Source organism: Streptomyces sp. NPDC032940 (genome assembly GCF_040636935.1).
GTDB lineage: Bacteria > Actinomycetota > Actinomycetes > Streptomycetales > Streptomycetaceae > Streptomyces.
The window spans coordinates 19526-42739 of record NZ_JBEZVJ010000041.1 but is presented as its reverse complement, the minus strand read 5'-3'; the positions used below and the strand labels follow the sequence as shown (position 1 = coordinate 42739).

The 23214-nt window shown below is 71.5% G+C and carries 18 protein-coding genes; 4 read left to right on the top strand and 14 right to left on the bottom strand.

Annotation, left to right across the window (positions count from 1 at the left end):
* Positions 1-149: 149 nt before the first annotated feature.
* From AB0E77_RS31340 to AB0E77_RS31315, 6 genes are all read right to left on the bottom strand, one after another.
* Positions 150-1016: a serine protease gene (locus AB0E77_RS31340; RefSeq protein WP_361577489.1), complete on the bottom strand. Its 867-nt coding sequence runs from the start codon at positions 1014-1016 to the stop codon at positions 150-152.
* A gap of 153 nt (positions 1017-1169) precedes the next feature.
* A complete protein-coding gene (locus AB0E77_RS31335) occupies positions 1170-2702 on the bottom strand; it encodes an RNA polymerase sigma factor (protein WP_361577486.1) in 1533 nt (510 codons plus the stop codon).
* A gap of 443 nt (positions 2703-3145) precedes the next feature.
* Positions 3146-4033: an FCD domain-containing protein gene (locus tag AB0E77_RS31330; protein WP_361577483.1), complete on the bottom strand. Its 888-nt coding sequence runs from the start codon at positions 4031-4033 to the stop codon at positions 3146-3148.
* Positions 4034-4195: 162 nt separating this feature from the next.
* On the bottom strand, positions 4196-6472 hold the full coding sequence (locus AB0E77_RS31325) for an ATP-binding cassette domain-containing protein (protein WP_361577480.1): 2277 nt from the start codon (positions 6470-6472) through the stop codon (positions 4196-4198).
* Positions 6473-6590: 118 nt separating this feature from the next.
* A complete protein-coding gene (locus AB0E77_RS31320) occupies positions 6591-7349 on the bottom strand; it encodes an NUDIX hydrolase (RefSeq protein WP_361577477.1) in 759 nt (252 codons plus the stop codon).
* 150 nt (positions 7350-7499) lie between these two features.
* Entirely contained in the window at positions 7500-9053 is a 1554-nt protein-coding gene (locus AB0E77_RS31315) for a DUF4192 domain-containing protein (protein ID WP_361577475.1), read from the bottom strand.
* 207 nt (positions 9054-9260) lie between these two features.
* Here AB0E77_RS31315 and AB0E77_RS31310 point away from each other — a divergent pair, with 207 nt between their 5' ends.
* Positions 9261-11426 (top strand): RecQ family ATP-dependent DNA helicase, encoded by a 2166-nt coding sequence (locus AB0E77_RS31310; protein WP_361577472.1) that lies wholly within the window; start codon positions 9261-9263, stop codon positions 11424-11426.
* A 284-nt stretch (positions 11427-11710) separates the two neighbouring features.
* A complete protein-coding gene (locus tag AB0E77_RS31305; RefSeq protein ID WP_361577469.1) occupies positions 11711-12325 on the top strand; it encodes a hypothetical protein in 615 nt (204 codons plus the stop codon).
* Between the two features lie 304 nt (positions 12326-12629).
* Here the strand turns inward: AB0E77_RS31305 and AB0E77_RS31300 are convergent, their stop codons facing one another.
* The 3 genes from AB0E77_RS31300 to AB0E77_RS31290 form a co-directional block, all read right to left on the bottom strand.
* Positions 12630-13262: a hypothetical protein gene (locus tag AB0E77_RS31300; protein WP_361577466.1), complete on the bottom strand. Its 633-nt coding sequence runs from the start codon at positions 13260-13262 to the stop codon at positions 12630-12632.
* Positions 13263-13330: 68 nt separating this feature from the next.
* Entirely contained in the window at positions 13331-14032 is a 702-nt protein-coding gene (locus AB0E77_RS31295; RefSeq protein WP_361577464.1) for a ribonuclease HII, read from the bottom strand.
* Between the two features lie 81 nt (positions 14033-14113).
* Positions 14114-14731 (bottom strand): TetR/AcrR family transcriptional regulator, encoded by a 618-nt coding sequence (locus AB0E77_RS31290; protein ID WP_361577461.1) that lies wholly within the window; start codon positions 14729-14731, stop codon positions 14114-14116.
* Between the two features lie 184 nt (positions 14732-14915).
* On the opposite strand from AB0E77_RS31290, the gene AB0E77_RS31285 reads away from it, so the two are divergent.
* Positions 14916-16463, top strand: coding sequence for an MFS transporter (locus AB0E77_RS31285; RefSeq protein ID WP_361577458.1), 1548 nt, complete (start codon positions 14916-14918; stop codon positions 16461-16463).
* A gap of 75 nt (positions 16464-16538) precedes the next feature.
* On the opposite strand, the gene AB0E77_RS31280 is transcribed toward AB0E77_RS31285, so the two are convergent.
* From AB0E77_RS31280 to AB0E77_RS31270, 3 genes are all read right to left on the bottom strand, one after another.
* Complete coding sequence (locus AB0E77_RS31280) at positions 16539-17459, bottom strand: ADP-ribosylglycohydrolase family protein (RefSeq protein ID WP_361577455.1); 921 nt, start codon at positions 17457-17459, stop codon at positions 16539-16541.
* Between the two features lie 12 nt (positions 17460-17471).
* Complete coding sequence (locus AB0E77_RS31275) at positions 17472-18131, bottom strand: histidine phosphatase family protein (RefSeq protein ID WP_361577453.1); 660 nt, start codon at positions 18129-18131, stop codon at positions 17472-17474.
* A 62-nt stretch (positions 18132-18193) separates the two neighbouring features.
* Complete coding sequence (locus tag AB0E77_RS31270; RefSeq protein ID WP_361577450.1) at positions 18194-18799, bottom strand: YdbC family protein; 606 nt, start codon at positions 18797-18799, stop codon at positions 18194-18196.
* A 155-nt stretch (positions 18800-18954) separates the two neighbouring features.
* Between AB0E77_RS31270 and AB0E77_RS31265 the strand changes: the two genes are divergently transcribed.
* Positions 18955-19488: a TerD family protein gene (locus AB0E77_RS31265; RefSeq protein WP_361577447.1), complete on the top strand. Its 534-nt coding sequence runs from the start codon at positions 18955-18957 to the stop codon at positions 19486-19488.
* Between the two features lie 65 nt (positions 19489-19553).
* On the opposite strand, the gene AB0E77_RS31260 is transcribed toward AB0E77_RS31265, so the two are convergent.
* Both AB0E77_RS31260 and nrdR read right to left on the bottom strand, forming a co-directional pair.
* Positions 19554-22448 carry a vitamin B12-dependent ribonucleotide reductase gene (locus AB0E77_RS31260; protein ID WP_361577444.1) on the bottom strand — a complete coding sequence of 965 codons (2895 nt, stop codon included), beginning with the start codon at positions 22446-22448 and terminating at the stop codon, positions 19554-19556.
* A gap of 166 nt (positions 22449-22614) precedes the next feature.
* Positions 22615-23166 (bottom strand): transcriptional regulator NrdR, encoded by a 552-nt coding sequence (gene nrdR / locus AB0E77_RS31255; protein WP_361577441.1) that lies wholly within the window; start codon positions 23164-23166, stop codon positions 22615-22617.
* Positions 23167-23214 lie beyond the last annotated feature (48 nt).

The window sequence follows — 23214 nt, the reverse complement described above, 5'->3', positions numbered from 1 at the left end:
CAGCTGTCCATGTGGTCCGCGACCCGCGACAAGCAGTGCGCGGACGGCGCCAAGCCCCAGGCCGACGCGACGTGCAGCTCCGTCCTCCAGGAGGCCTCCGACACGGAGGCGGCCGCCCGTACTCGTGTCCGGTGGGCCTTCAGCGCGCGTCAGGCGCCCTGGCGCTGGTGCGGGGCCCTGTCCCAGCCCAGCGTCCGCAGAGCGGCGGAGATCCGCGTGTACACCCCGGGACTGCCGGGGCGCCCACAGCCGTTCCCCCAGGACACGAGTCCGATGAGTCTCCCCCTGGCGACCAGCGGCCCTCCGCTGTCCCCCTGGCAGGCGTCGCGCCCGCCGGCTTCCAGCCCGGCACACAGCATGGAGCCCGAGAGGTACCTGCCGTACGCACCCCCCGGATACGCGCGCTCACACTGGGCATCGGGCAGTACGCGCACGCGTGACGCCCGCAGACCGTTGGCGTAGTCCCCCGCGCCCGACGTGTCCCCCCACCCGTAGACCAGCGCCTGGGTGTCCGCTCCGTACGAGGGGTCTCCCTCGGCCGCCATGCCGATGGCCGAGCCGGCGGGCAGGGCACTGGAGAGGGTGAGGACGGCGAAGTCGCCGGCGTTGCTGACGTCGTCGTGCGCGGGGTTGACCCAGACGTCACGTACGGGGATCTCCTGCCCCTCGTCCGAGAGCAGGTCCGTACGGCCCGCGATGACCTTCAGATCACGTACCTGCTCGGGCGGTGATCCCAGGACCTCCTCGCCCAGGCAGTGGGCCGCCGTGAGCACGGTGGTCCGGCCGACGGCGACGCCCCCGCAGAACTGTCCCGCCCGCGTACCTCCGAACCGGTCACGGCTCGAGAGTGCCACGGTCCACGGACTGTCGGACACGTCGACCGGAAACCCCCCGACGACGATGCTGTCGGTGGATGCGGAGGCGGAGGCGGGCGCGGCGGACGCCAGCGGTATCGCGGTCGCCGCGGCCGCCAGGACGAGCGGCCGGGCGAGTACCCGGGCAAAGAGGCGACGCATGCAGACTCCTCACGGAGGGGTGGACAGGGAACACCCAGGGTGATCCAGCCCGTCGCGCCTCGCACCCGCTGGTCAGCACGAAGGCCCGGTCCCCCGTCGGGGGAACCGGGCCTCTCCGGTCGTGCGCCCGCCTACGCGGGACGCCCGGCCGTCCTAGTCGAGGTAGTCGCGCAGCACCTGAGAGCGCGACGGGTGACGCAGCTTCGACATGGTCTTGGACTCGATCTGGCGGATGCGCTCGCGCGTGACGCCGTACACCTTACCGATCTCGTCGAGGGTCTTCGGCTGACCGTCGGTGAGACCGAAGCGCATGGAGACGACGCCCGCCTCGCGCTCGGACAGGGTGTCCAGGACGGAGTGCAGCTGCTCCTGGAGGAGCGTGAAGCTGACGGCGTCGGCCGGGACGACGGCCTCGGAGTCCTCGATGAGGTCACCGAACTCGCTGTCGCCGTCCTCGCCCAGCGGGGTGTGCAGGGAGATGGGCTCGCGGCCGTACTTCTGGACCTCGATGACCTTCTCCGGGGTCATGTCGAGTTCCTTGGCCAGTTCCTCCGGGGTGGGCTCGCGGCCCAGGTCCTGGAGCATCTGGCGCTGCACGCGCGCGAGCTTGTTGATGACCTCGACCATGTGCACCGGGATACGGATGGTGCGGGCCTGGTCGGCCATCGCGCGCGTGATCGCCTGACGGATCCACCAGGTGGCGTACGTGGAGAACTTGTAGCCCTTGGTGTAGTCGAACTTCTCGACCGCGCGGATCAGACCGAGGTTGCCCTCCTGGATCAGGTCCAGGAAGAGCATGCCGCGGCCCGTGTAGCGCTTGGCGAGCGAGACCACCAGGCGGAGGTTGGCCTCCAGGAGGTGGTTCTTGGCGCGGCGGCCGTCCTCGGCGATGATCTCCAGCTCACGCTTGAGCTTGGGTGCCAGCTTGTCGGAGTTCGCCAGCTTGTCCTCGGCGAACAGGCCCGCCTCGATGCGCTTGGCGAGCTCGACCTCCTGCTCTGCGTTGAGCAGGGGGACCTTGCCGATCTGCTTGAGGTAGTCCTTGACCGGGTCGGCGGTGGCGCCGGCCGCGGCGACCTGCTGGGCGGGAGCGTCGTCCTCGTCCTCGTCGGACAGCACGAAGCCGGCGTTCTCGGTGCCCTCGGGCTCGTCGGTCGCGGCCTTCGGCTCCTCGATCGCCTCGTCCTCGAGAAGCTCGCCGTCGTCCTTCTTGCCAGTGGTCTTCTTGGCCGCCGTCTTCTTGGCGGTCGTCTTCTTCGTCGCCGTCTTCTTGGCGGTGGTCTTCTTGGCCGCCGCCTTCTTGGCCGGCGCCTCTTCCTCGACTGCGGGGTCGGTGGCGGGCGCCGCCGGGGTGGCGGGGGCGGTGGCCTTCCTGCTGGTCACCGTCTTCGCCGCGACCGTCTTGGTGGCGGTGCGCTTGGCGGGACTCTTCGCTGCGACGCTCTTTCGGGTGCGCTTGGGCTCTGCGGCACTGACCATCAGCGTCACACCCTCTTCCTCGAGGATCTGGTTGAGGCTGCGCAGTACGTTCTTCCACTGAGTGGCCGGAATCTGGTCAGCTTCGAAGGCCCGACGCACGTCGTCGCCGGCGATCTGCCCCTCAGCCTTTCCCCGCTCGATGAGCGCCATGACAGAGACGGATTCGGCGATCTCCGGCGGGAGCGTACGGGATGTGCTGGCCGACACGAACAACCTCTCGGAACGTTGGAAAACGGCTTCCGGCCCCGTCCAGGGAGGACAGGAGCCGACCGCCGGCTTGGGGATGGGCCGACGGCGCGGGCGGGGGCCGGGGAGATGCACAGCGCCGTGAACGGCGTCCGTATTCCCTCCGCGGCTGTCACCTCTTAGGTCATCGTGTTGTTCCCACGAGCGTTACGCCCAATCCGCGTGGCCCGAGTCACACCCCGTAAGCACACAAAACCGGTCTTACGCGATCAAAGAGGGTCACCAATCGCTCTGGTTCCACCGCACCCCAGCCTCAAGCGGTTCATCACACCGTCGGAACGCCGGGGCACCGTCGGACCCCGCGGGAGCCCGGAGGTCCCGCGGGGTCCACGGCGGCGGACCGGCCGGCCGCGGCCAGAGGAGGGGGCTGGTGCGGTCGGCCTGCGCCGTGTCGGCGGAGCCGGTCAGTGCTCCCGCGGGGCGGGGACCACGCGGTCCACCTCGGGGTGGACGGCCAGGAGCTGACGCATGGCCGCCTCGGCCGCGGCGCCGTCACCGGCCGCCAGGGCGTCGACGATCCGGCTGTGCTGCGCCAGCGAGGCGTCGTTCGGCCGGTCACAGCCCGTGACCGGTCCGCCGGAGACATGGAGGGCGGCGGAGACGATCCCCGAGAGGTGGCCCAGCATGCGATTGCCGGCTACCTGGATGAGCAGGGTGTGGAACTCGGCATCGGCGCGGGAGAAGGTGAGCGCGTCACCCTGCCCCATGGCGTGCCCCATGATCCCGACCATGTCGCACAGCCGCTGCTGCACATCCTCGCGCCCGTGCCCGGCGGCGAGGCGTGCGGCGAGCGGTTCGATGGTCCAGCGCAGCTCACTGAGCTCGCGGCGCTGGTCGTCGCGCTGCGGCCCGAAGGCACGCCATTCGATGATGTCGGGGTCGAGGAGGTTCCAGTCACTGACGGGACGTACCCGCGTACCGACGTTCGGGCGGGCACTGACCAGGCCCTTGGCCTCCAGGACCCGGAGCGATTCACGGACGACGGTGCGGGAAACCTCGAAGCGCTGGCCGATCTCCTCGGGCACCAGGGGACGGTCGGCCCCGAGGTCGCCCGAAACGATCATCTGGCCGAGCTGCTGGACGAGTTGCCCGTGCAGTCCGCGCCCCCGGCTGCCCGCGGTACGCCGGCCCACGCGCCCCAGCTCGGGCTCCACGCCTTCCCAGGCGGGCACTCCGACACGGTCGGCGGCGGGCGCCTCGGAGTACGGATAGCGGTCGAGTTCGCCCGGGTTCGCGAGGCCGGAGTCGGCGGAGCGGGCGGCGGTCATCATGGTGTGCGCAAGGGTAGTCACGCATCCTTTGTCGGCCTCGCCTCCAACTCCCTTGAGGTCTTTGGTGAAAAGCACACGAAAGGGTGATCGCTCACCCCGTCGCAATTGACGCCTTATCGGAAAGAAATGGGCTTTCCCCGGGGAGTTGCGCACACGGGCGAACCGGAAGGGATCGGACGGCCGTCATCGGGCCCTGCCGCGCAGGGTCATGAGCAGGTATGTGCAGAGCAGCGCGGTCAGCGACAACGTCATTGCACTGCCCACGGGTTGGGCGAACACCCGCAGGACCTCGCCGAGATGACGCTGCCCGCCGAACGGCCACTGCGTCAGGAGCACCTCCCGCATCCTCATCGGGAGACCGACGGCGGTCCGTACGGACGGGCCCTCCCAGACCCTTTGTACGAGGGGTACGACGACGACGGGAACGGCGACCACCGCGGCCAGCCCGGCCGAGGTGGACCGGAAGATTCCGGCGGCCAGCACACCGGACCAGGCGCATCCGACGCAGAGTCCGAGCCAACCGGCGCTCAGCGCGGGCCAGTCGGCGGGAACCCGTGAGAGCTCCTGCCCGTAGAACAGGTGGAGCATCTCGGCGTCGCAGCCCACCGTGAGGACGGCCAGGACGATCGCGGTGGCCGCGGAGACGACGAGTTTCGCGGTCAGGAGCCCGAGCCGACGGGGCACGGTCCCGCGGTCCGCGGCGAGGGCGGGGTGGCGGAACTCGTCGCCGAAGGCCAGTGCGCCGAGCAGTCCCGCCCCGAGCGCGGCGGGCGGCAGCGGCAGCTCCCGCGGCCAGGCGGCCAGCAGGCGCGGCTGCGGGGTGTGCCCGATGCGGGCGAGGAGCACCGCGAGGACGGCGGACAGGAGCAGGACGGTCGCCCCGGCGATGAAGCCGGTACCGACGCCGGTCGCGCGGCGCAGCTCGTACCTGAGCGGGCGCAGGGGGCTCGGGGCGGAGCGAACGGAGATGGGGGGCGGAAGGGGGGACAGGGGGCGGCCGGACGCCGCCGCGGCCGGGTTGAGCGTGGAGCGTGGGTCCCGTGGGCCTTGGGCGGTAGCAGTGGCTGCGGGCTCTGGGCGGGAAGGATCCGATACCGGGGCGCTTTCCTCGGCGTCCGGTTCGGCCTCGCCCTCGACTCGGGGTGCCTCGTCCGGCACAGGCACGCCGGGGGCCGAGGGGGCTGCTTCAGCACTTGAGGCCGGGACCCCGTCCGCCGTCGGCCGCCCGGCCTCGTCGGCGGTGGTGGCGGCCCCGGGGGCAGCGGTCCGCTGCGATCCGGCGGGGCCGGGGATCCGGTAGGGGCCGGTCGTCCCCGGCACCTCGACGGGCACCTGCCGCAGGCGGGCGGACGGGCGGCGGGTTTTCGGGGCCGCGGAGTCCTCTGCGGCGGCCGAAGGACCCACGCCGCCGGTGGAGGAGGGCCCCGCGGCGGGGGAAGGGCTCGTGCTGTCGGGGGCGGCGTCCGCGCCCGCCGTGTCAGGGTCAGCGCCGGTCGGCCGTCCGGGCGCCGGAGACACCTCCTCATCGAGGCCCCGGTGCCGGCGAGGCGGGCGCGACGGCCCCCCGGAGTCCCTCCCCGCTCCCGGCCCCATGTCACCCACCTCGTCGGCAAGTTGGTGTACGAGGATGCCGTGACGGAAGGCCGTCTCGCCGATGTCGGCACACGTACTGCCGTACACGGCCAGACGGTTGCCGCTCTCCTGCACGACCTCGACGGAACGGCGGCCCGTACGCGCCTCCTTGGCCAGGAGTGCGGCGAGACGGGCGGCGTGGGGAGTGCGCACGGCGACGCGGGGGCGCAGGCGGGTCCGCGAGAAGTCCGCGGCCTCCTGGTCGGCGACGACTCTGCCCCGTTCCAGTGTGACGACGTGGTCGGCGGTGCGCGCCGCCTCCTTGGGGTCGGACGTGCTGAACAGGACGGTGCCGCCCTGCGCCGCGTGGGCACGCAGGGCGCCGTGCAGCCAGCGGGCCTCGCGGGCGGAGAGCGCGCCGGCGGGGTCGTCGAGCACCAGGGTGTGCGGATCGGCCAGCAGGGCGCAGGCGAGACCGAGACGCCGGTCCATGCCGCGCGCCAGGGTGCCGAGGGGTTCGTCGCGCAGGCTCACGAGGCCCACCGACTCCAGCACTTCGTCGCCGCGCCGGACCGGCACACCGGCGGCGGCGCACAGCATCCGCAGATGACCGCGTACGGTGCGGGACGGGTGCCCGGGCACATCGCCCAGCAGCACGCCGACTTCGCGCGAGGGGTGGGCGATGCGGTGGAGGGGGCGGCCTCTGAAGTAGGTGATGCCACGGCCGCGTTGCAGTTCGAGCATGAGTCTGAGCACCGTCGTCTTCCCCGCGCCCGGGGCTCCGAGCAGTGCGGTGACGCGGCCCGCGCACGCCTCGAAGGTGACGTCGTCGACGGCGGGCGGATGCTCCTTGCGGGGGTTGCTGGTCAATCCGAAGGCCTGGATCACCCGCAGCAAGATAGCGCGCGATGCTGTACTTTTCGGGCATCATGGGACCTTTTGCATGCAAAGTGGACGATCGCGCTCGCCGTCGTCCGCCGCCCGCACCTGGCCCCTCTAGCCCCCGTCACACCTCGGGGCGCAGCATCGGGGGGTTGAGGAGCGTCGCGCCGCCGGCCCGGAAGAGCTGGGCCGGACGGCCGCCCTGGCGAGTGGTCGTACCGCCGGTGGGGACGAGGAAGCCCGGGGTGCCCGTCACCTTGCGATGGAAGTTGCGCGGGTCGAGGGCCACGCTCCACACCGCCTCGTAGACCCGCCGCAACTCGCCGACGGTGAACTCTGCCGGGCAGAACGCGGTGGCCAGCGACGAGTACTCGATCTTCGAGCGGGCCCGTTCCACCCCGTCCGCCAGGATCTGGGCGTGATCGAAGGCGAGCGGCACCACCGCCTCGCCGTCATGGCCGTGACCGCCGCGTTCCAGCAGCTCCTCGACCGGCGCCCAGCGCGCGTTGCTGGCGTCGCCGCCCGCCCGGGGTGCGGGCAGGTCGGGGGCGAGTGCGAGATGCGCGACACTCACCACCCGCATACGGGGGTCGCGCTCGGGATCGCCGTAGGTCGCGAGCTGCTCCAGGTGGGCGCCGTTGTCCTGGGCGGGCGCGGCGGGGTCGTGGACGCGCAGCCCCGTCTCCTCGACCAGCTCCCGTGCCGCCGCCTGCGCCAGGTCCTCGTCGGCCCGTACGAAACCGCCGGGCAGGGCCCAGCGCCCCTGGAACGGCGGCTCGCCACGGCGCACCGCCAGCGCACACAGGGAGTGGCGACGTACGGTCAGCACGACCAGGTCCACGGTGACGGCGAAGGGCGGAAAGGCTGACGGGTCGTAGGGCATGCGGCGATCATAGTCGTCTGCCTGACGATAAACACTCCCTTCCCCGGCCGCTTCGATGGCTGATCCACTTCGGTGCGGCGACGGCCCCTACGCCGGTGGTCCGGCACCGTGCGGACCACGTCGTACCAGGTCAAACAATCGGTCGCACCCCTACTCCCCCGCCGTTGCGGACTTCTCCGAACATGCGTCTCCCGGTCGGGTGCCGTGCCCGCCCATGGCCTCCTTGCCCGAGGCCCGAGGGCGCGTACGGCCCGGCCGCGTCCCGCCGGGGCGTGTGCCGTCCGACGCCCGGCGGCGGGCGGTCCCGTCGGTCACGGTGCCCGACCGACTCCGGCGCCGGCGGGCGAGGCGGGGCCTCACCGCGTTCGGGTCTTCGCCCGTCGCACGGCGCACCGGCCGGTCGGCCGGCTCCTCGTCCTGCGGCACACCCTCCTTCGGCCCACCGTCGTCCGGGGCACTGTCCTCCGTGGTGCCGTCGCCCGACGCGCCCGCTTCCGTACGCCCTCCCTCGGCGCGCTCGGCGCGCAGGCAGCGGCGGACCGACTCGGGGTCGAGACCCTCGTTGCAGGCCTGGTGCAGGAGCCGGGCGAAGAGGTAGTCCGGGTCTGCGCCCAGCGCCATGGCGAGGGCTTCCCGGGCCTCCAGCTCGTCCCCGGCCGACCAGGCGACCCATCCCGCGAGGGTGAGGGGCGCGGCGGCGTGCTCGCGGTACGGCCCGACACAGCGACGGGCCAGTGCTCGCCACAGGCGCAGCGCGGGACCCGCCTCGTCCCCCTCCATCCACGCCGCCGCGCGATCGCGGGTCGTGCGGTCCTGGAGGCCGAGGATCAGCGCCGCCGCCTCGTCGTGTCCGAGCAGCCGGTCGTCCCGCAGGTCCTGCGCGGCCGTGCCGGACGCCGGAGGGGCGTCGGCCAGGCGTGCCATGACCCGCTCGGTCAGGGCGAGCGTCTCCTCGGCCACGTCCGCGCGCCGGGCGTCGTCGAGGAGACGGGAGACGATCGTCAGGCCGGCCGAGTCCAGGGCGGCCTCCTGGTCCAGCGCCGCGGAGTGCTCCCACGGCTGCAGCCTGGCCCGCAGCTCGCGCAACGAGCCACGCACCTGGATCCCGGCGTAGGTGGCAGCCGCGGCCAGCACGGACGTGCCCGGCAGCCCCATGGGGACGCCCTCGGAGGGGCAGCAGGTCTCGTCGTCGCAGCAGTACGACCAGAAGCGCCCGTCGGAGATGCACAGCGCCTCGACCACCGGCACGTCGAGGGATCCGCACTCGATGCGCAGCTTCTGGGCCAGTGGCCGCAGGCGTTCCATCACCTGCCGGCCGGATTCGCCCGGGCAGGGTTCCTGGCAGAGGTAGGCGACCATCTGCTCGGGCCGGACGCCTCGCCGCTCGCTGCCGGTCACCAGGCCGTTGACCAGTTGCCCGGCCGCGCTCGGCCAGTCCTCCTCTTTCGCCGGGATGCCGAGGCGGGCCCGGCCGCCGAATCGGCCCCGCCCGTCCCGGTCGCGCAGGGCGACCAGGACGATGCTGTCCTCGGGGCGGTATCCGAGCAGGTAGGGCAGGGCGTCCGCCAGTTCCGCCGGGGTGCGCAGGGTGACCTGGGGCTCGTCACCGGGGTTGTCGTACGAGGTCCGGTCCGCCCGGTCCGGGACGGGGCCGGTGATGTCGCCGTTCTCCGCGGGTCCGGTCGTTTCGCTGTGGTTCGTCATGACCCGACGATCTCGCGGATCATGATGTTCCGCTTCACCCTGTGGATAACTTCCATCAGGGACACGTCATCCCGGGGTCCCTGCCCTCGCGTCCCATCGTCCTCCCGTTGCTCCTGTTCCACCGTCCTCCCGTCCTCCCGTCCTCCCGTCCTCCCGTCCCACCGCCCCTCACGCCGACTGTCAGTCCCGTCCTGTTGTATGGAACGCATGGAGCACACGAACAACGCGGACCTGCGGACAGCGGCCGACGCCGTCCTCGCCCGTCTCGTCGGGGACGCCTCCGGCGCCGCCCGCCTGCGGGAGGACCAGTGGCGGGCGATCGAGGCGCTGGTCGCGGACCGGCGCCGGGCCCTGGTCGTCCAGCGCACGGGCTGGGGCAAGTCCGCGGTCTACTTCGTGGCCACCGCGCTCCTGCGGGACCGGGGCAGCGGCCCCACCGTGATCGTCTCCCCGCTGCTCGCGCTGATGCGGAACCAGGTCGAGGCCGCGGCCCGGGCCGGCATCCGTGCCCGCACCATCAACTCCTCCAACACCGAGGAGTGGGGCGCGGTCCAGGACGAGATCGCCGCCGGCGATGTGGACGTCCTGCTGGTGAGCCCCGAACGGCTCAACAATCCCGACTTCCGCGACCAGGTGCTGCCCGAGCTCGCCGCCGCCACCGGGCTGCTCGTGGTGGACGAGGCCCACTGCATCTCCGACTGGGGCCACGACTTCCGTCCGGACTACCGGCGGCTGCGCACCATGCTCTCCGACCTCCCGCCCGGAGTGCCGGTCCTGGCGACGACCGCCACCGCCAACGCCCGCGTGACCGCCGATGTCGCGGAGCAACTGGGCACCGGCGGCACTTCGGACGCCCTGGTGCTGCGCGGACCGCTGGACCGGGAGAGCCTCAGCCTGAACGTGCTGCGGCTGTCCGACGCCGCGCACCGCATGGCCTGGCTCGCCGACCATCTCCACGAGCTGCCGGGCTCCGGGATCATCTACACCCTCACCGTGGCCGCCGCCGAAGAGGTCACCGCGTTCCTCAGGCAGCGCGGCCACACCGTCGCCCCCTACACGGGAAAGACCGAGAACGCCGACCGCCAGCAGGCCGAGGACGACCTGCTCGCGAACCGGGTCAAGGCCCTGGTCGCCACCTCAGCGCTGGGCATGGGGTTCGACAAGCCCGACCTGGGTTTCGTGGTGCACCTCGGCTCGCCGTCCTCCCCCATCGCCTACTACCAGCAGGTCGGCCGCGCCGGACGCGGTGTCGATCACGCCGAGGTGCTTCTCCTGCCTGGCAAGGAGGACGAGGCGATCTGGCAGTACTTCGCCTCGCTGGCCTTCCCGGCCGAGGACCTGGTGCGCCGCACACTCGACGTCCTCGCCCGCGCGGAGCGGCCCTTGTCGCTGCCGGCCCTGGAGCCTCTGGTGGAGCTGCGCCGCTCCCGCCTGGAGACGATGCTCAAGGTCCTCGACGTGGACGGCGCCGTGCAGCGGGTCAAGGGCGGCTGGATCGCGACCGGCCGGCCGTGGACGTACGACGCCGAGCGGTACGACTGGGTCGCGCGGCAGCGCCGGGCGGAGCAGCAGGCGATGCGCGACTACGCGTCCACGACGGACTGCCGGATGGAGTTCCTCCAGCGGCAGTTGGACGACGAGGGTGCCAAGCCCTGCGGCCACTGCGACAACTGCGCGGGCCCGCGTTTCACGGCCGACACCTCCCCCGCCTCCCTGGACGCCGCACGGGTCGACCTGGGCCGGGCGGGCGTCGAGGTGGAGCCGCGCCGCATGTGGCCGACCGGCCTCCCGGCGATCGGCGTCGAGCTGAAGGGCCGTATCCCCGCCGGGGAACAGGCGGCGACGGGGCGGGCGTTGGGACGTCTCTCCGACATCGGCTGGGGCAACAGGCTGCGTCCGATGCTGGCGGCGCACGCCCCCGACGGCCCGGTGCCGGACGATGTCGCGAAGGCCGTCGTGACAGTGCTGGCCGACTGGGCGAAGGGGCCGGGCGGCTGGGCCTCCGGAGCCGCCGGCGCCCCGCCGCGTCCCGTCGGCGTGGTGACCGTCGCCTCGCGCTCGCGTCCGCAGCTGATCCGTTCACTGGGAGCGCGTATCGCCGAAGTGGGCCGGCTGCCGCTGCTCGGCTCGGTCGAGTACACGGGAGAGGCGCCGGCGGTCTCCCGCAGCAACAGCGCGCAGCGGCTCAAGGCGCTCGACGGCATGCTCGCGGTGCCCCCCGCCCTGGCCGAGGCGCTCGGTGGCCAGGAGGGCCCGGTTCTCCTCGTGGACGACTACACGGAGACGGGCTGGACCCTCGCGGTCGCCGCCCGGCTGCTCCGTCGTGCGGGCGCCTCGGGGGTGTTGCCGCTGGTCCTGGCCGTGCAGGGCTGACAGCCCGCGGTCACTGGCGCGGCCGGTCCGGGGCCGCTCGCCGGCGCCCGGGGCGGTGCGCCCCATGCGTCGCCCGACACCTCCCTGGGTAGGGATATAGAACGCGCTTCATCCGATAACGGTCGACGGCCCCAATTGCTCGTTGCCGCATCCCAGTTCGACAGGAAGAATTGAAGTCCGCTCCCCGCACGGCTCGTCCGTGACCCGGCAGGGCTTCACTGCGGTGCGCGCTCCCCCGAATCCGACCCCGCCCGCAGTGTGGGCGCGTAGCCGAAGGGAGGAACGTGACCTTCGGATTCGCCTCGTCCTCGGCGGCGTCTTTGTCGCCGTCCACCGCCTCCGCCACCCGCCTGCTCGAGCCCGCGGAGTGGGCGTCGGCCGGAATCCCGCTGCTGCGCAATCCGCGGGAGGTCGTCAGCGGACTTCACTCGCGGCACCGCCCCGAGCCGGCGACCGCCATCGTGGCCGTGCTCGACCCGGACGAACGGCTGCGCGCGAGCGCCTCGTTCACCAGTCGCCGCGCACCGGCGGACGGCTGGCTGTTCCGCAACGCGCTGCTGGCCCAGCTCCGCCGGGTCATCCCGCACGACCTGCGGCGCCGCACCCCGGTGCGCACCGCGGTCCTGCTCTACTGCCGTGAGGGCGACGCCCGCTGGACGGAGGAGGACGGCGCGTGGATGTGGGGGCTGCGTGACGCCTGCACGTTGCACGGGCTGCGCTGCGGGGCGTACATCACGCTGACCCGTGACGGATGGCAGGTCCTCGGCGAGGGCCGCGGTGGCCGCCGGCCCAACGCGGATTCGGTGCCGGAGCCGTTCGCCACGTCGGAGGCACCGCCTCCGCCGCCGCGCACCGGCGGTGTCGCCTCGGACGTGCTGCGCCGCGCGGCGGCCCGCTGAGCGAGGGACGTCCAGGACGCCGGTTCCACGCACCCCCTGGAGCCCCACAAGACGCGGGGTGCCGCCCCTCCCCCGGCCCGGCCGGCACCGCTGGATGCTCCAGCCACGCCCGTGAGCCGGGCACCACCGGCAGATCCAGCCGCACCCGCCCGGCACGCCGTCCACACCGCACCGGCCGGACGGCGTTCCCGCCGGTCGCGCCGTCGAAGCACGCCGATGCCCGCACCATGCACGTGTGACGCGGCGGTCACCGGCGTCGTGCCCGGCCGCCACGGCCGAGCCCCGGCGCCCGGGCGCGAACGGATCAGGCGCTCGCGCCCAGCACCGAGTTGATCCGCTGCGGGTCACCGCAGACGATCAACAGGGCGCCCGCCCGGGAGTGGGCCGCCGACAGTGCGGTGACCGCGGCGGCCTCGGGACCGCCGTTGAGCGCGACGACGACCACGGGACGCGCCTTGGCACGGTCGGCGACGGCGGCGTCCGCGTAGAAGACGTCGTCGCCCGCGTCGTGCTGCGCCCAGTAGGCCGCATCGCCGAAGGACAGCTCGTGGGCGGCCCACGGGTGCAGCTCGCCGGTGGTGACCACCAGCACGTCACCCGGGGTGCGGCCCGAGTCCAGCAGCAGGTCCACGGCCTCCTCGGCCGCGTCGAGCGCGCCCTCGGGAGAAGCCGGGATCAGCTGGATCTGCGGGCCGGCCGGGGTTGCGGCCGGGGTGGCCGGACCCGAGGGTCCTGGCTTGGCCGGAGCCGCGTCGCGCGAGGTGCGTTGCGCCGGCGGCGCCGGCCGCACAGGGCCGGGGCGACCGGGGCGCGGCGGGGCCGCGGGACGGGGACCGGGTACGGGGCGGGGGGTCGGCGCGGTGCGGCCGCTGGCCGGAGTGGCGCGGGGACCCTGGGCCTTCTCGTGAATCTGAGGCTCCTCGGGAATGAGAGGCATGAGCTGATTTTTATCAAACGTTGGTGCGGCTCGCGTCGGCGGGTGGCGCATGCCTGCGAGCGGAACCGTCAGAAGTCGAAGCCGAGCTGGCCCTCGATCTCCGGAACGCTTCCGTCCACCCAGGTGCGGACCTTCTTGAGGTGCCGCCACCGGGGCAGCGCATCAAGATACGCCCACGACAACCGGTGGTACGGGGTGGGACCCCGCTCCGCCAGTGCGGCCTTGTGCACGGGCGACGGATACCCGGCGTTGTCCGCAAAACCGAAGTCTGCATGGTCGATACCCAGTTCGGCCATCATTTTGTCGCGCTGGACCTTGGCGAGCACCGAGGCCGCCGCGACCGCCACACACGACTGGTCACCCTTGATCACCGTACGGACCCGCCAGGGCGCCCCGAGATAGTCGTGCTTGCCGTCGAGGATGACGGCTTCGGGCCGGACCGGCAGGGCCTCCAGGGCACGCACCGCGGCCATGCGCAGCGCCGCGGTCATCCCCCGTTCGTCGATCTCCTCCGGGGACGCGTGCCCCAGCGCGTAGGAGGTCACCCAGGTCTGCAACTCCGCGGCGAGCTCGGTCCGCCGCTTGACGGTGAGCAGCTTGGAGTCGGTGAGGCCCGCCGGGGGGCGGCGCAGTCCGGTGATCGCGGCGCAGACGGTGACCGGACCGGCCCACGCACCGCGCCCCACCTCGTCGACACCGGCGATGACCTTGGCTCCGGTCGTGGCGCGGAGAGAGCGCTCGACGGTGTGGGTAGGTGGTTCGTACGGCATGGCGCCCTTAGCCTACGCCGCCCGGAGCCCCCGGTGACACCCCGGCCTCCCGATGCGTTCCGGACCTCGCCGAGCCATGGCTCAGGAGCCTTCGGGGCGCAGCAGCGGGACCATCAGCAGGTCGATCATCTCGTCGATCTCCTGGTCACTCCATTCGCTTCCGCGAATCTTCGATCGGTACATCATCATCGCCGGTACGGCGTCGAAGACATAGCTGTTGGCCGCCTCCTCGCGCACCTCCCCGCGCTCTATGCCGCGGGTGATGACCTCGTGAAGCATCTTGATGGTCGGCTCGATGACCCCTTCGAAGATCACCGCATGGAATCGCTCAGCCTGCATCGTGTCGCATTCGTGAATGACTGCCCGCAGGGCGAAACCGGGGCGCGAGAACATCGCGTCGCGAGCCCGCCGGCACAGCGCCAGGAGATCGTCGCGCACGCTCCCGAGGTCGGGCACGGTGTCGTAGTCCGGCAGCCCGGACCGCAGGGCGTCCGCGACGAGCTCCTCCTTGGACGACCAGCGACGGTAGACCGCCGCCTTGCCCGTCTGGGCACCGGCGGCCACGCCCTCCATGGTCAGGCCGTTCCAGCCGACGGTGCCGAGCTGCTCGAGCGCGGCGTCGAGGATCGCGCGTTCGAGGACCGCACCGCGTCGGCGGGAGGGCGTCTGGACGGGGTCGGCCCAGTGCGAGGGAACCATTTCGAGGGTCTCCAGGGAACAAGAAGCGGTTTTCGGGGGACGGAGACGTGGCGCGCGCCCACAACGGGGGACGGGACACGCGACAACGACGTGAGTGAACGCTTGCGTTCACTGTCGTGGAGTCACTACCGTTGACGCAACAGTGAACGCGATCGTTCACTAAGTCATTCGTGGGGGACACATAGTGACGACCTCTTCCTTGCTCAAAGACCAGAAGCCGGGAGCCGCCCGCCGGGAGGGGCATCCCGGCATCGCGTTGACCGTCATCGCGGCCTGCCAACTCATGGTGGTACTCGACGCGACGATTGTGAACATCGCGCTCCCGCACATTCAAGAGGCACTCGCGTTCAGCACCACCGACCTGACATGGGTCGTCAGTGCCTACACGCTCACCTTCGGCGGTCTGCTGCTGCTCGGTGGCCGCGCCGGTGACATCCTCGGCCGGCGCCGCGTCTTCATGACCGGCATCCTGCTGTTCACCCTCGCCTCGCTGCTCGGCGGCTTCGCCCAGGAGCCCTGGCAGCTGCTGGCGGCACGCGTCCTGCAGGGTGTGGGAGGCGCGATCGCGTCGCCCACCTCGCTCGCGCTCATCACGACGACCTTTCCGGAGGGACCGGAGCGGAACCGGGCCTTCGGTGTCTTCGCCGCGGTCTCCGCGGGCGGTGGCGCCATCGGCCTGCTGGCGGGCGGCATGCTCACCGAGTGGCTGGACTGGCGCTGGGTGCTCTTCGTCAACGTGCCGATCGGCGTCCTGATCGCCGTGCTGACCCCGCTCTACATCAGCGAGTCCGAACGGCACTCCGGGCGCTTCGACATCGCCGGAGCGGTGACCTCGACGGCGGGAATGGCCTTGCTCGTCTACGGTTTCATCCGCGCCGCGGACGAAGGCTGGCGGGACACCCTCACCATCGGGTCCTTCGCGGCTGCCGCCGTGCTGCTGCTGGCCTTCACGCTCATCGAGTCGCGGGCCAAGGAGCCGATCACCCCGCTGAAGATGTTCGCCGACCGCAACCGCTCCGGCACCTACGTGATCATGCTGTGCCTGGCCGCGGCGATGTTCGGCATGTTCTTCTACATCGTGCTGTTCGTCCAGAACGTGCTGGGCTACACCCCGATCCAGGCCGGTCTCGCCTTCCTGCCGGTCACGGTCGTGATCGCGATCGGGGCGGGCCTGTCGCAGCGCTTCCTGCCCGTGTTCGGCCCGAAGCCGTTCATGCTCGCGGGCTCGGCGCTCGCCGCACTCGGACTGGGCTGGCAGGCGCTCATCAGCTCCGACAGCTCCTACGTGGGCGGCGTGCTCGGCCCCATGCTGGTCTTCGGCTTCGGCATGGGCCTGAACTTCGTGACGCTGACGCTCACCGCGGTCTCCGGCGTCGCCCCGCACGAGGCCGGCGCCGCGTCCGGGCTGCTCAACGCGATGCAGCAGGTGGGCGGATCGATCGGCCTGGCCATCCTGACGACCGTGTTCGGCACGGCCAGCAAGGACGAGGCGGCCAAGGTGCTGCCGGACTTCCTCGCCAACAGCTCGCCCGAGCAGAAGGCGGAGTTCGCCAGGACCCACCAGCTGCCCGCTCCCTGGGGGCACGAGGTGCTGGCCGAGGGCATCTCGGCGGCCTTCATCCCCGCGGCCGCCATGGCCGTACTCGCCCTGGCCACGGCGTGGCTGGTGATCCGGGTCCGCAAGAGCGACCTGGAAGCACTCGCCGGCACGGCCGGACCCGGAATGGGCTGAGGAGCGAACCGGACGCAAGCACCCTCGGAGCCCGCGGGCCTCCTCCTCCCGGGCATGGGAGAGGAGGCCCGCGAGTCACCGGGCCGACGAGTCCGTACCGGCCGTCCAGCCCGGCAGCGCCTCGGTCCGGGCGACCCACTCGGCCGGCGGCGCGCCCGCCCGGCCGGAGGCGGCGATCACGCCGCCCACGATCGCGCAGGTCGTGTCCACGTCGCCGCCGACCTGGGCGGTCGTCCAGAAGGCGTGCTCGTAGTCGCCGAGGGCGCGGGCGGCGGACCAGAGCGCGAAGGGAACCGTGTCATGGGCGGTCGTCCGCCTGCCGCAGCCCAGTACGGCCGCGACGGTGGCCGCGTCGCCGTAGTCGAGCATGTCCCGGGCGCGGCGGAGCCCGGCGCCGACGGCGCTCTTCGGCACGAGGGCGATCACATCGTCGAGGAGCGCGTGCGCCTCGGGCGGACCGTCGGCCGACGCGGCCAGCGACGCCGCGGCGGCGACCGCCATGGCGCCGACCACCGCCTCGCGGTGCTGGTGCGTGGGATAGGCCGAGATCTCGGCCTGGTGGGTCGCCTGCTCCGGGTCGTCCGCGTACCAGGCGCCCAGGGGCGCGATGCGCATCGCGGCACCGTTGCCCCAGGAACCCTGGCCGTTGAACAGGGCGGCGGCGAGCTCGCGCCAGTCGCCGCCCTCCCGGACCAGCCGCAGCAGCCGGTTGACGGCAGGACCGTAGCCGCGGTCGAAGTCGTGGTGGCCGGCGAAGGAGTGGGCCAGGGCGTCCTGGTCGATGCGGTGGTGGACGGCCAGTACGGACACCACGGAGGCGGCCATCTCGGTGTCGTCGGTCCACTGCCAGGTGCCCGGCGGCAGCTCCCGCCGCTTGAGCAGCGGATAGTTCTCGGGCACGAAGAACTGTGAGCCCAGCGCGTCCCCCACCGACAGTCCGCGGAGGCTGGCCAGGGCCCTGTCCAGGCGCCCGTCAGGAGATGAATGAGCGGTCATCGCCCTGCCACCTTATCCCGTGATCCCATACGGTTCCGGATCCCGCCAGCGGGCGAAGGGCCGGTCCAGCGTGTACTTGCCGTCCTCGCCCAGAACGAGCATCCGGACTTCCCCGTTCCCGGGGTTGGACAACGACTCGAACTCCGCGACCGTCCAGTGGAACCACCGCATGCAGAACAGGCGCATCGCCAGTCCGTGGGTGACCAGGAGGACGTTCGGCGGGTGATCGGGGTCCTCGAAGCTGCGGAACAGGCTCTCCAGGAAGTTGCCGACCCGGTCGTAGACGTCGGCGCCGGACTCGCCCTGCGCGAAACGGTAGAAGAAATGGCCGTAGGCGTCGCGGTAGGCCTTCTGCAGGCGCACGTCGTCGCGGTCCTGCCAGTTCCCCCAGTCCTGCTCGCGCAGCCGGGGCTCCTCCCGTATCCGTATGAGCCCGGGGTCGAGATGCAAGGCGCGCAGCGTCTCGTGCGTGCGGCGGTACGGGGAGACGTACACGCTCACCCGTTCGCGGCCGAACACCTCGCGCAGCAGCTTGCCCGTCTCCTCGGCCTCCGCCCAGCCCTGCTCCGTCAGGGCGAGCGCGTGGTCGGGTTCGCGCTCGTACACGGAGTCGTCGACGTTGCCCGTCGACTCGCCGTGCCGGACAAGAACGATGCGCCGTGGTCGTGCCATGCCTGAACCCTAGATCGTGGAACGCGGGAGGGAGGACTCCCGCCTGCCCCGTACGGCGTAGGTCACACGGTCCAGGAGGGTTCCAGCTGCACGATGTCCCCGGTGAGGGCCGCGACGTCGGCCTCCGTCTGGGCGCGCAGGGCGAGCCGCTCCACCCGCTCGGCACGGTACTTGCCGTGCTCGGCGGCCGACCGCCACATCGACAGCACGAGGTACTCGTGGCCGGGTGCCTCGCCGAACAGCCCGCGGATCATGCCGGGCGAGCCGGCCATCGCGGGGTTCCAGACCTTTTCCTGCATCAGCACGTAGTGCTCGGCCCGGTCCTCGTGGGCACGGCAGAGCGCCACCCGCAGCAGGTCGGCGTCGGTGAAACGGGGCTCGAACCCGGTCTTCACGTCGAACCGGTGGTCGAACAGTCTGACCTGGGCGTCCTTGAAGGTGCCGGCCTGGGCCGCGGCCAGCCGGTCGTGCGAGCGAGCCATGAAGGAGTCGTAGAAGGCCCTGCTCTCCCAGAAGGCGAAGACGTGGGCCACGTCCGGCCGCCCCCGGCTCCAGCCACCCCCTTGCCCCCGAAACCCGGGCTCCCCCGGAAGCCCCGCCCACTTCCGCTGCCCACGCTCGAAACCGCGGCGGTCCACCACGGTGCAGCGCATCCACTTGACCAGCACCGCGCCATGGTAAGGCCAGGGAACGTGGCACCGGTCACTCTCCGGCCGACCGCTCCTCCGCTGCCGCCCGCGGCCACATGGCAGGATGGACAACAGGCCGGCACCGCTCGGCAGTTGGGGTGGCGGGGCAAGCAGGACCGGGGAAGGGGAAGTCTGTGAACGGCCTCAGCAAGGGGATCCGCAAGGTCGAGGTCGCGCTGCGTTGGGACCCGAGCCCGGCGGGACAGCCACCCGCCGACCTGGACATCGTCGCCGGGACCTACACGGCGGACGATCCGTACGGGGATCCCTCGTACGTGGTGCACTTCGACAGCCGCTCCCCCGACGGCACCATCTATCTGAACCGGGACAGCCGGGACGGCAAGGGCTTCGGGTACGACGAGGTCATGATGCTGGAGCTGGAGCGGCTCGACGCCCGGTACGCGCGCGTGGTCGTGGGCGTCGTGATCCAGCAGCGCTCCGGGGAGCGGACCTTCGCCGGCGTGGCCCGTCCGGGCCTGCGCGTCCGGGAGGGGTACACGGAGCTGGCCGAGGACGGTTTCGCCGGTGTCCCCGGGGCGACCGCGGCGACGGTCGCGGAGTTCGTCCGGGACGAGACGGGGGCGTGGGAGTTCCGCGCCGGTGTCCACGGCTTCGAGGGCGACCCGGCGACGTTCACCGCCACGATGGGCGCGGCCCGCAGGCCCTGACCCCGGTGGCACGAGTGAGGGGCGCGGGCCGTGGCCCGCGCCCCTCACTCATGGGGTCCTACCGCTCAGCTGCAGCCGCTGGTCGAGCCGCAGCCCTCGCAGATGTAGCAGGAACCGGCCCGCTGCATCTTCGTGCCGCAGGAGAAGCACAGCGGGGCGTCGGCCTGGATGCCCAGCTGCATCTCCACCAGCTCGGCGCTGGTGTGCGCCTGCTTCGGAGCCGGCTTGGCCACCTCGGCCTCGGCCTTCGGCGTGGCGACGGCCTTCAGCTCCTGGGCGCGGGGCGCCGACTGGGCCAGGCCCTCGACGTCGACCTCGTCGTCCGACGGCTCGTACGAACCGGTCTCCAGGTGCCGCTGGCGCTCCTCGGCGGAGTGGATGCCGAGGGCGGAGCGGGTCTCGAAGGGCAGGAAGTCCAGCGCCAGGCGGCGGAAGATGTAGTCGACGATCGACTGTGCCATCCGCACGTCAGGGTCGTCCGTCATGCCGGCCGGCTCGAAGCGCATGTTGGTGAACTTCGAGACGTACGTCTCCAGCGGCACGCCGTACTGGAGGCCGACGGAGACCGCGATGGAGAAGGCGTCCATCATGCCCGCGAGGGTGGAGCCCTGCTTGGACATCTTCAGGAAGACCTCGCCGAGACCGTCGTCCGGGTAGGAGTTGGCGGTCATGTAGCCCTCGGCGCCACCGACGGTGAAGGAGGTGGTGATGCCGGGGCGTCCCTTCGGGAGGCGCTTGCGGACGGGGCGGTACTCGACGACCTTCTCGACCGCGGCGCGGATCGTCTCCTCGGCCTTCTCGGTGACCTCGGCCTTCTCCTTCTCCTTGGTCTTCGCGGAGAGCGGCTGGCCGACCTTGCAGTTGTCCCGGTAGATCGCGAGCGCCTTGACGCCGAGCTTCCAGGCCTCGTAGTAGATCTCCTCGACCTCCTCGACGGTCGCCGTCTCCGGCATGTTGACCGTCTTGGAGATGGCGCCGGAGATCCAGGGCTGGATCGCGGCCATCATCCGGACGTGGCCCATCGGCGAGATGGCGCGCTCGCCCATGGCGCAGTCGAAGACCTCGTAGTGCTCGGTCTTGAGGCCGGGGGCGTCGATCACATTGCCGTTCTCGGCGATGTGGGCGACGATCGCCTCGATCTGCTCCTCCTGGTAGCCCAGGCGGCGCAGTGCCTGCGGCACGGTGCCGTTGACGATCTGCATCGAGCCGCCGCCGACCAGCTTCTTGAACTTGACCAGGGCGAGGTCGGGCTCGACACCGGTGGTGTCGCAGGACATGGCCAGACCGATGGTGCCGGTCGGGGCGAGCACGGAGGCCTGCGAGTTACGGAAACCGTTCTTCTCGCCGAGCCGCAGCACGTCCTGCCAGGCCTCGGTTGCGGCGGCCCACACCGGGGTGTCCAGGTCGTCCATGCGCACGGCGGTGCCGTTGGCGTCGGAGTGCTGCTTCATGACGCGCTGGTGGGCGTCCGCGTTGCGGGCGTAGCCGTCGTACGGGCCGACGACCGCGGCGAGCTCGGCGGAGCGGCGGTAGGCCGTGCCGGTCATCAGGGAGGTGATGGCACCGGCGAGGGCGCGGCCGCCGTCGGAGTCGTAGGCGTGGCCGGTGGCCATCAGCAGGGCGCCGAGGTTGGCGTAGCCGATGCCGAGCTGGCGGAAGGCGCGGGTGTTCTCGCCGATCTTCTGGGTCGGGAAGTCCGCGAAGCAGATGGAGATGTCCATCGCGGTGATGACCAGCTCGACGACCTTCTGGAAGCGCTCGGTCTCGAAGGTCTGGTTTCCCAGGCCGTCGTCGTTGAGGAACTTCATCAGGTTCAGCGAGGCCAGGTTGCAGGACGTGTTGTCCAGGTGCATGTACTCGCTGCAGGGGTTCGAGCCGTTGATCCGGCCGGACTCCGGGCAGGTGTGCCAGTGGTTGATGGTGTCGTCGTACTGGATGCCCGGGTCGGCGCAGGCCCAGGCGGCCTCGGCCATCTTCCGGAAGAGGGACTTGGCCTCGATCTCCTCGATGACCTCGCCGGTCATGCGGGCCCGCAGTCCGAACTTGCCGCCCTGCTCGACGGCCTTCATGAACTCGTCGTTCACGCGGACCGAGTTGTTGGCGTTCTGGTACTGGACGGACGTGATGTCGTCGCCGCCCAGGTCCATGTCGAAGCCCGCGTCGCGCAGGGCGCGGATCTTCTCCTCCTCCTTCACCTTGGTCTCGATGAAGTTCTCCACGTCGGGGTGGTCGACGTCCAGGATGACCATCTTGGCCGCACGGCGGGTGGCGCCGCCGGACTTGATGGTGCCGGCGGAGGCGTCGGCGCCGCGCATGAAGGAGACCGGTCCGGAGGCGTTGCCGCCGGAGGAGAGAAGCTCCTTGGAGGAGCGGATCCGGGAGAGGTTCAGGCCGGCACCGGAGCCGCCCTTGAAGATCATGCCCTCTTCCTTGTACCAGTCGAGGATCGACTCCATGGAGTCGTCGACGGACAGGATGAAGCAGGCGGAGACCTGCTGCGGCTGGGGCGTGCCGACGTTGAACCAGACCGGGCTGTTGAAGCTGAAGATCTGGTGCAGGAGGGCGTAGGCCAGCTCGTGCTCGAAGATCTCGGCGTCGGCGGGCGAGGCGAAGTACTTGTTGTCCTCACCGGCCTTCCGGTACGTCTTCACGATGCGGTCGATCAGCTGCTTGAGGCCGGTCTCGCGCTGCGGGGTGCCGACGGCACCGCGGAAGTACTTGCTGGTGACGATGTTGACCGCGTTCACCGACCAGAAGTCGGGGAACTCGACGCCGCGCTGCTCGAAGTTGACCGAGCCGTCGCGCCAGTTGGTCATGACGACGTCACGACGCTCCCAGGTCACCTCGTCGTAGGGGTGGATCCCGGGAGTGGTGTGGACGCGCTCGACACGGAGTCCCTTGCCCGCCTTGGTGCCCTTGGCGCGGGAGCTCCGTGCCGGACCGCTCGCCGTCTCTGTCATGCCGCCTCCCTGTACGGGCGAAAACGCCCTGAAGTGCCGCGATTGTTCCCGTGGCACGGTGTTCTGTCTGGTGTTGCGGGCACCTCTGGCTCCGCCCGCAACAGGTCTTTTCTCTCGCCGCCGCCCGGCCGGGCCCGGACCGCCGGGTCCGGATCCGGCCCGCCGGTCAGTCGGCGGCGCCTGCGGGCTCGGGGACCTGTGCCGTCCCCGTGGACCCGCGATCGTCTTCCCGGCTCCCCGCGTCGGCCTCGTCGCAGTCTTCGCCGGGACGCCCCGTCGCCTCCCTCAGCTCCGCGATCGCGGCCTCGAAGTCCTCGAGCGAGTCGAACGCCCGGTAGACCGAGGCGAACCGCAGATAGGCGACCAGGTCGAGTTCCTGCAGCGGGCCAAGTATCGCCAGCCCCACGTCGTGAGTGGTCAGCTCGGCGCTTCCGGTGGCCCGCACCGCCTCCTCGACCCGCTGGCCCAGCTGGGCGAGCGCGTCCTCGGTCACGGGCCGGCCCTGGCAGGCCTTGCGCACGCCGTTGATGACCTTGGTGCGGCTGAAGGGCTCGGTGACCCCGGACCGCTTCACCACCATGAGCGAGCACGTCTCCACGGTCGTGAAGCGGCGAGAGCAGTCGGGGCACTGACGGCGCCTGCGGATCGACGTGCCGTCGTCGGTCGTACGACTGTCGACGACGCGGCTGTCGGGGTGCCTGCAGAAGGGGCAGTGCATGAACTCCCAACCCTCCTCACAGCAGACTCGAATAGCCTCGTGAGGGCC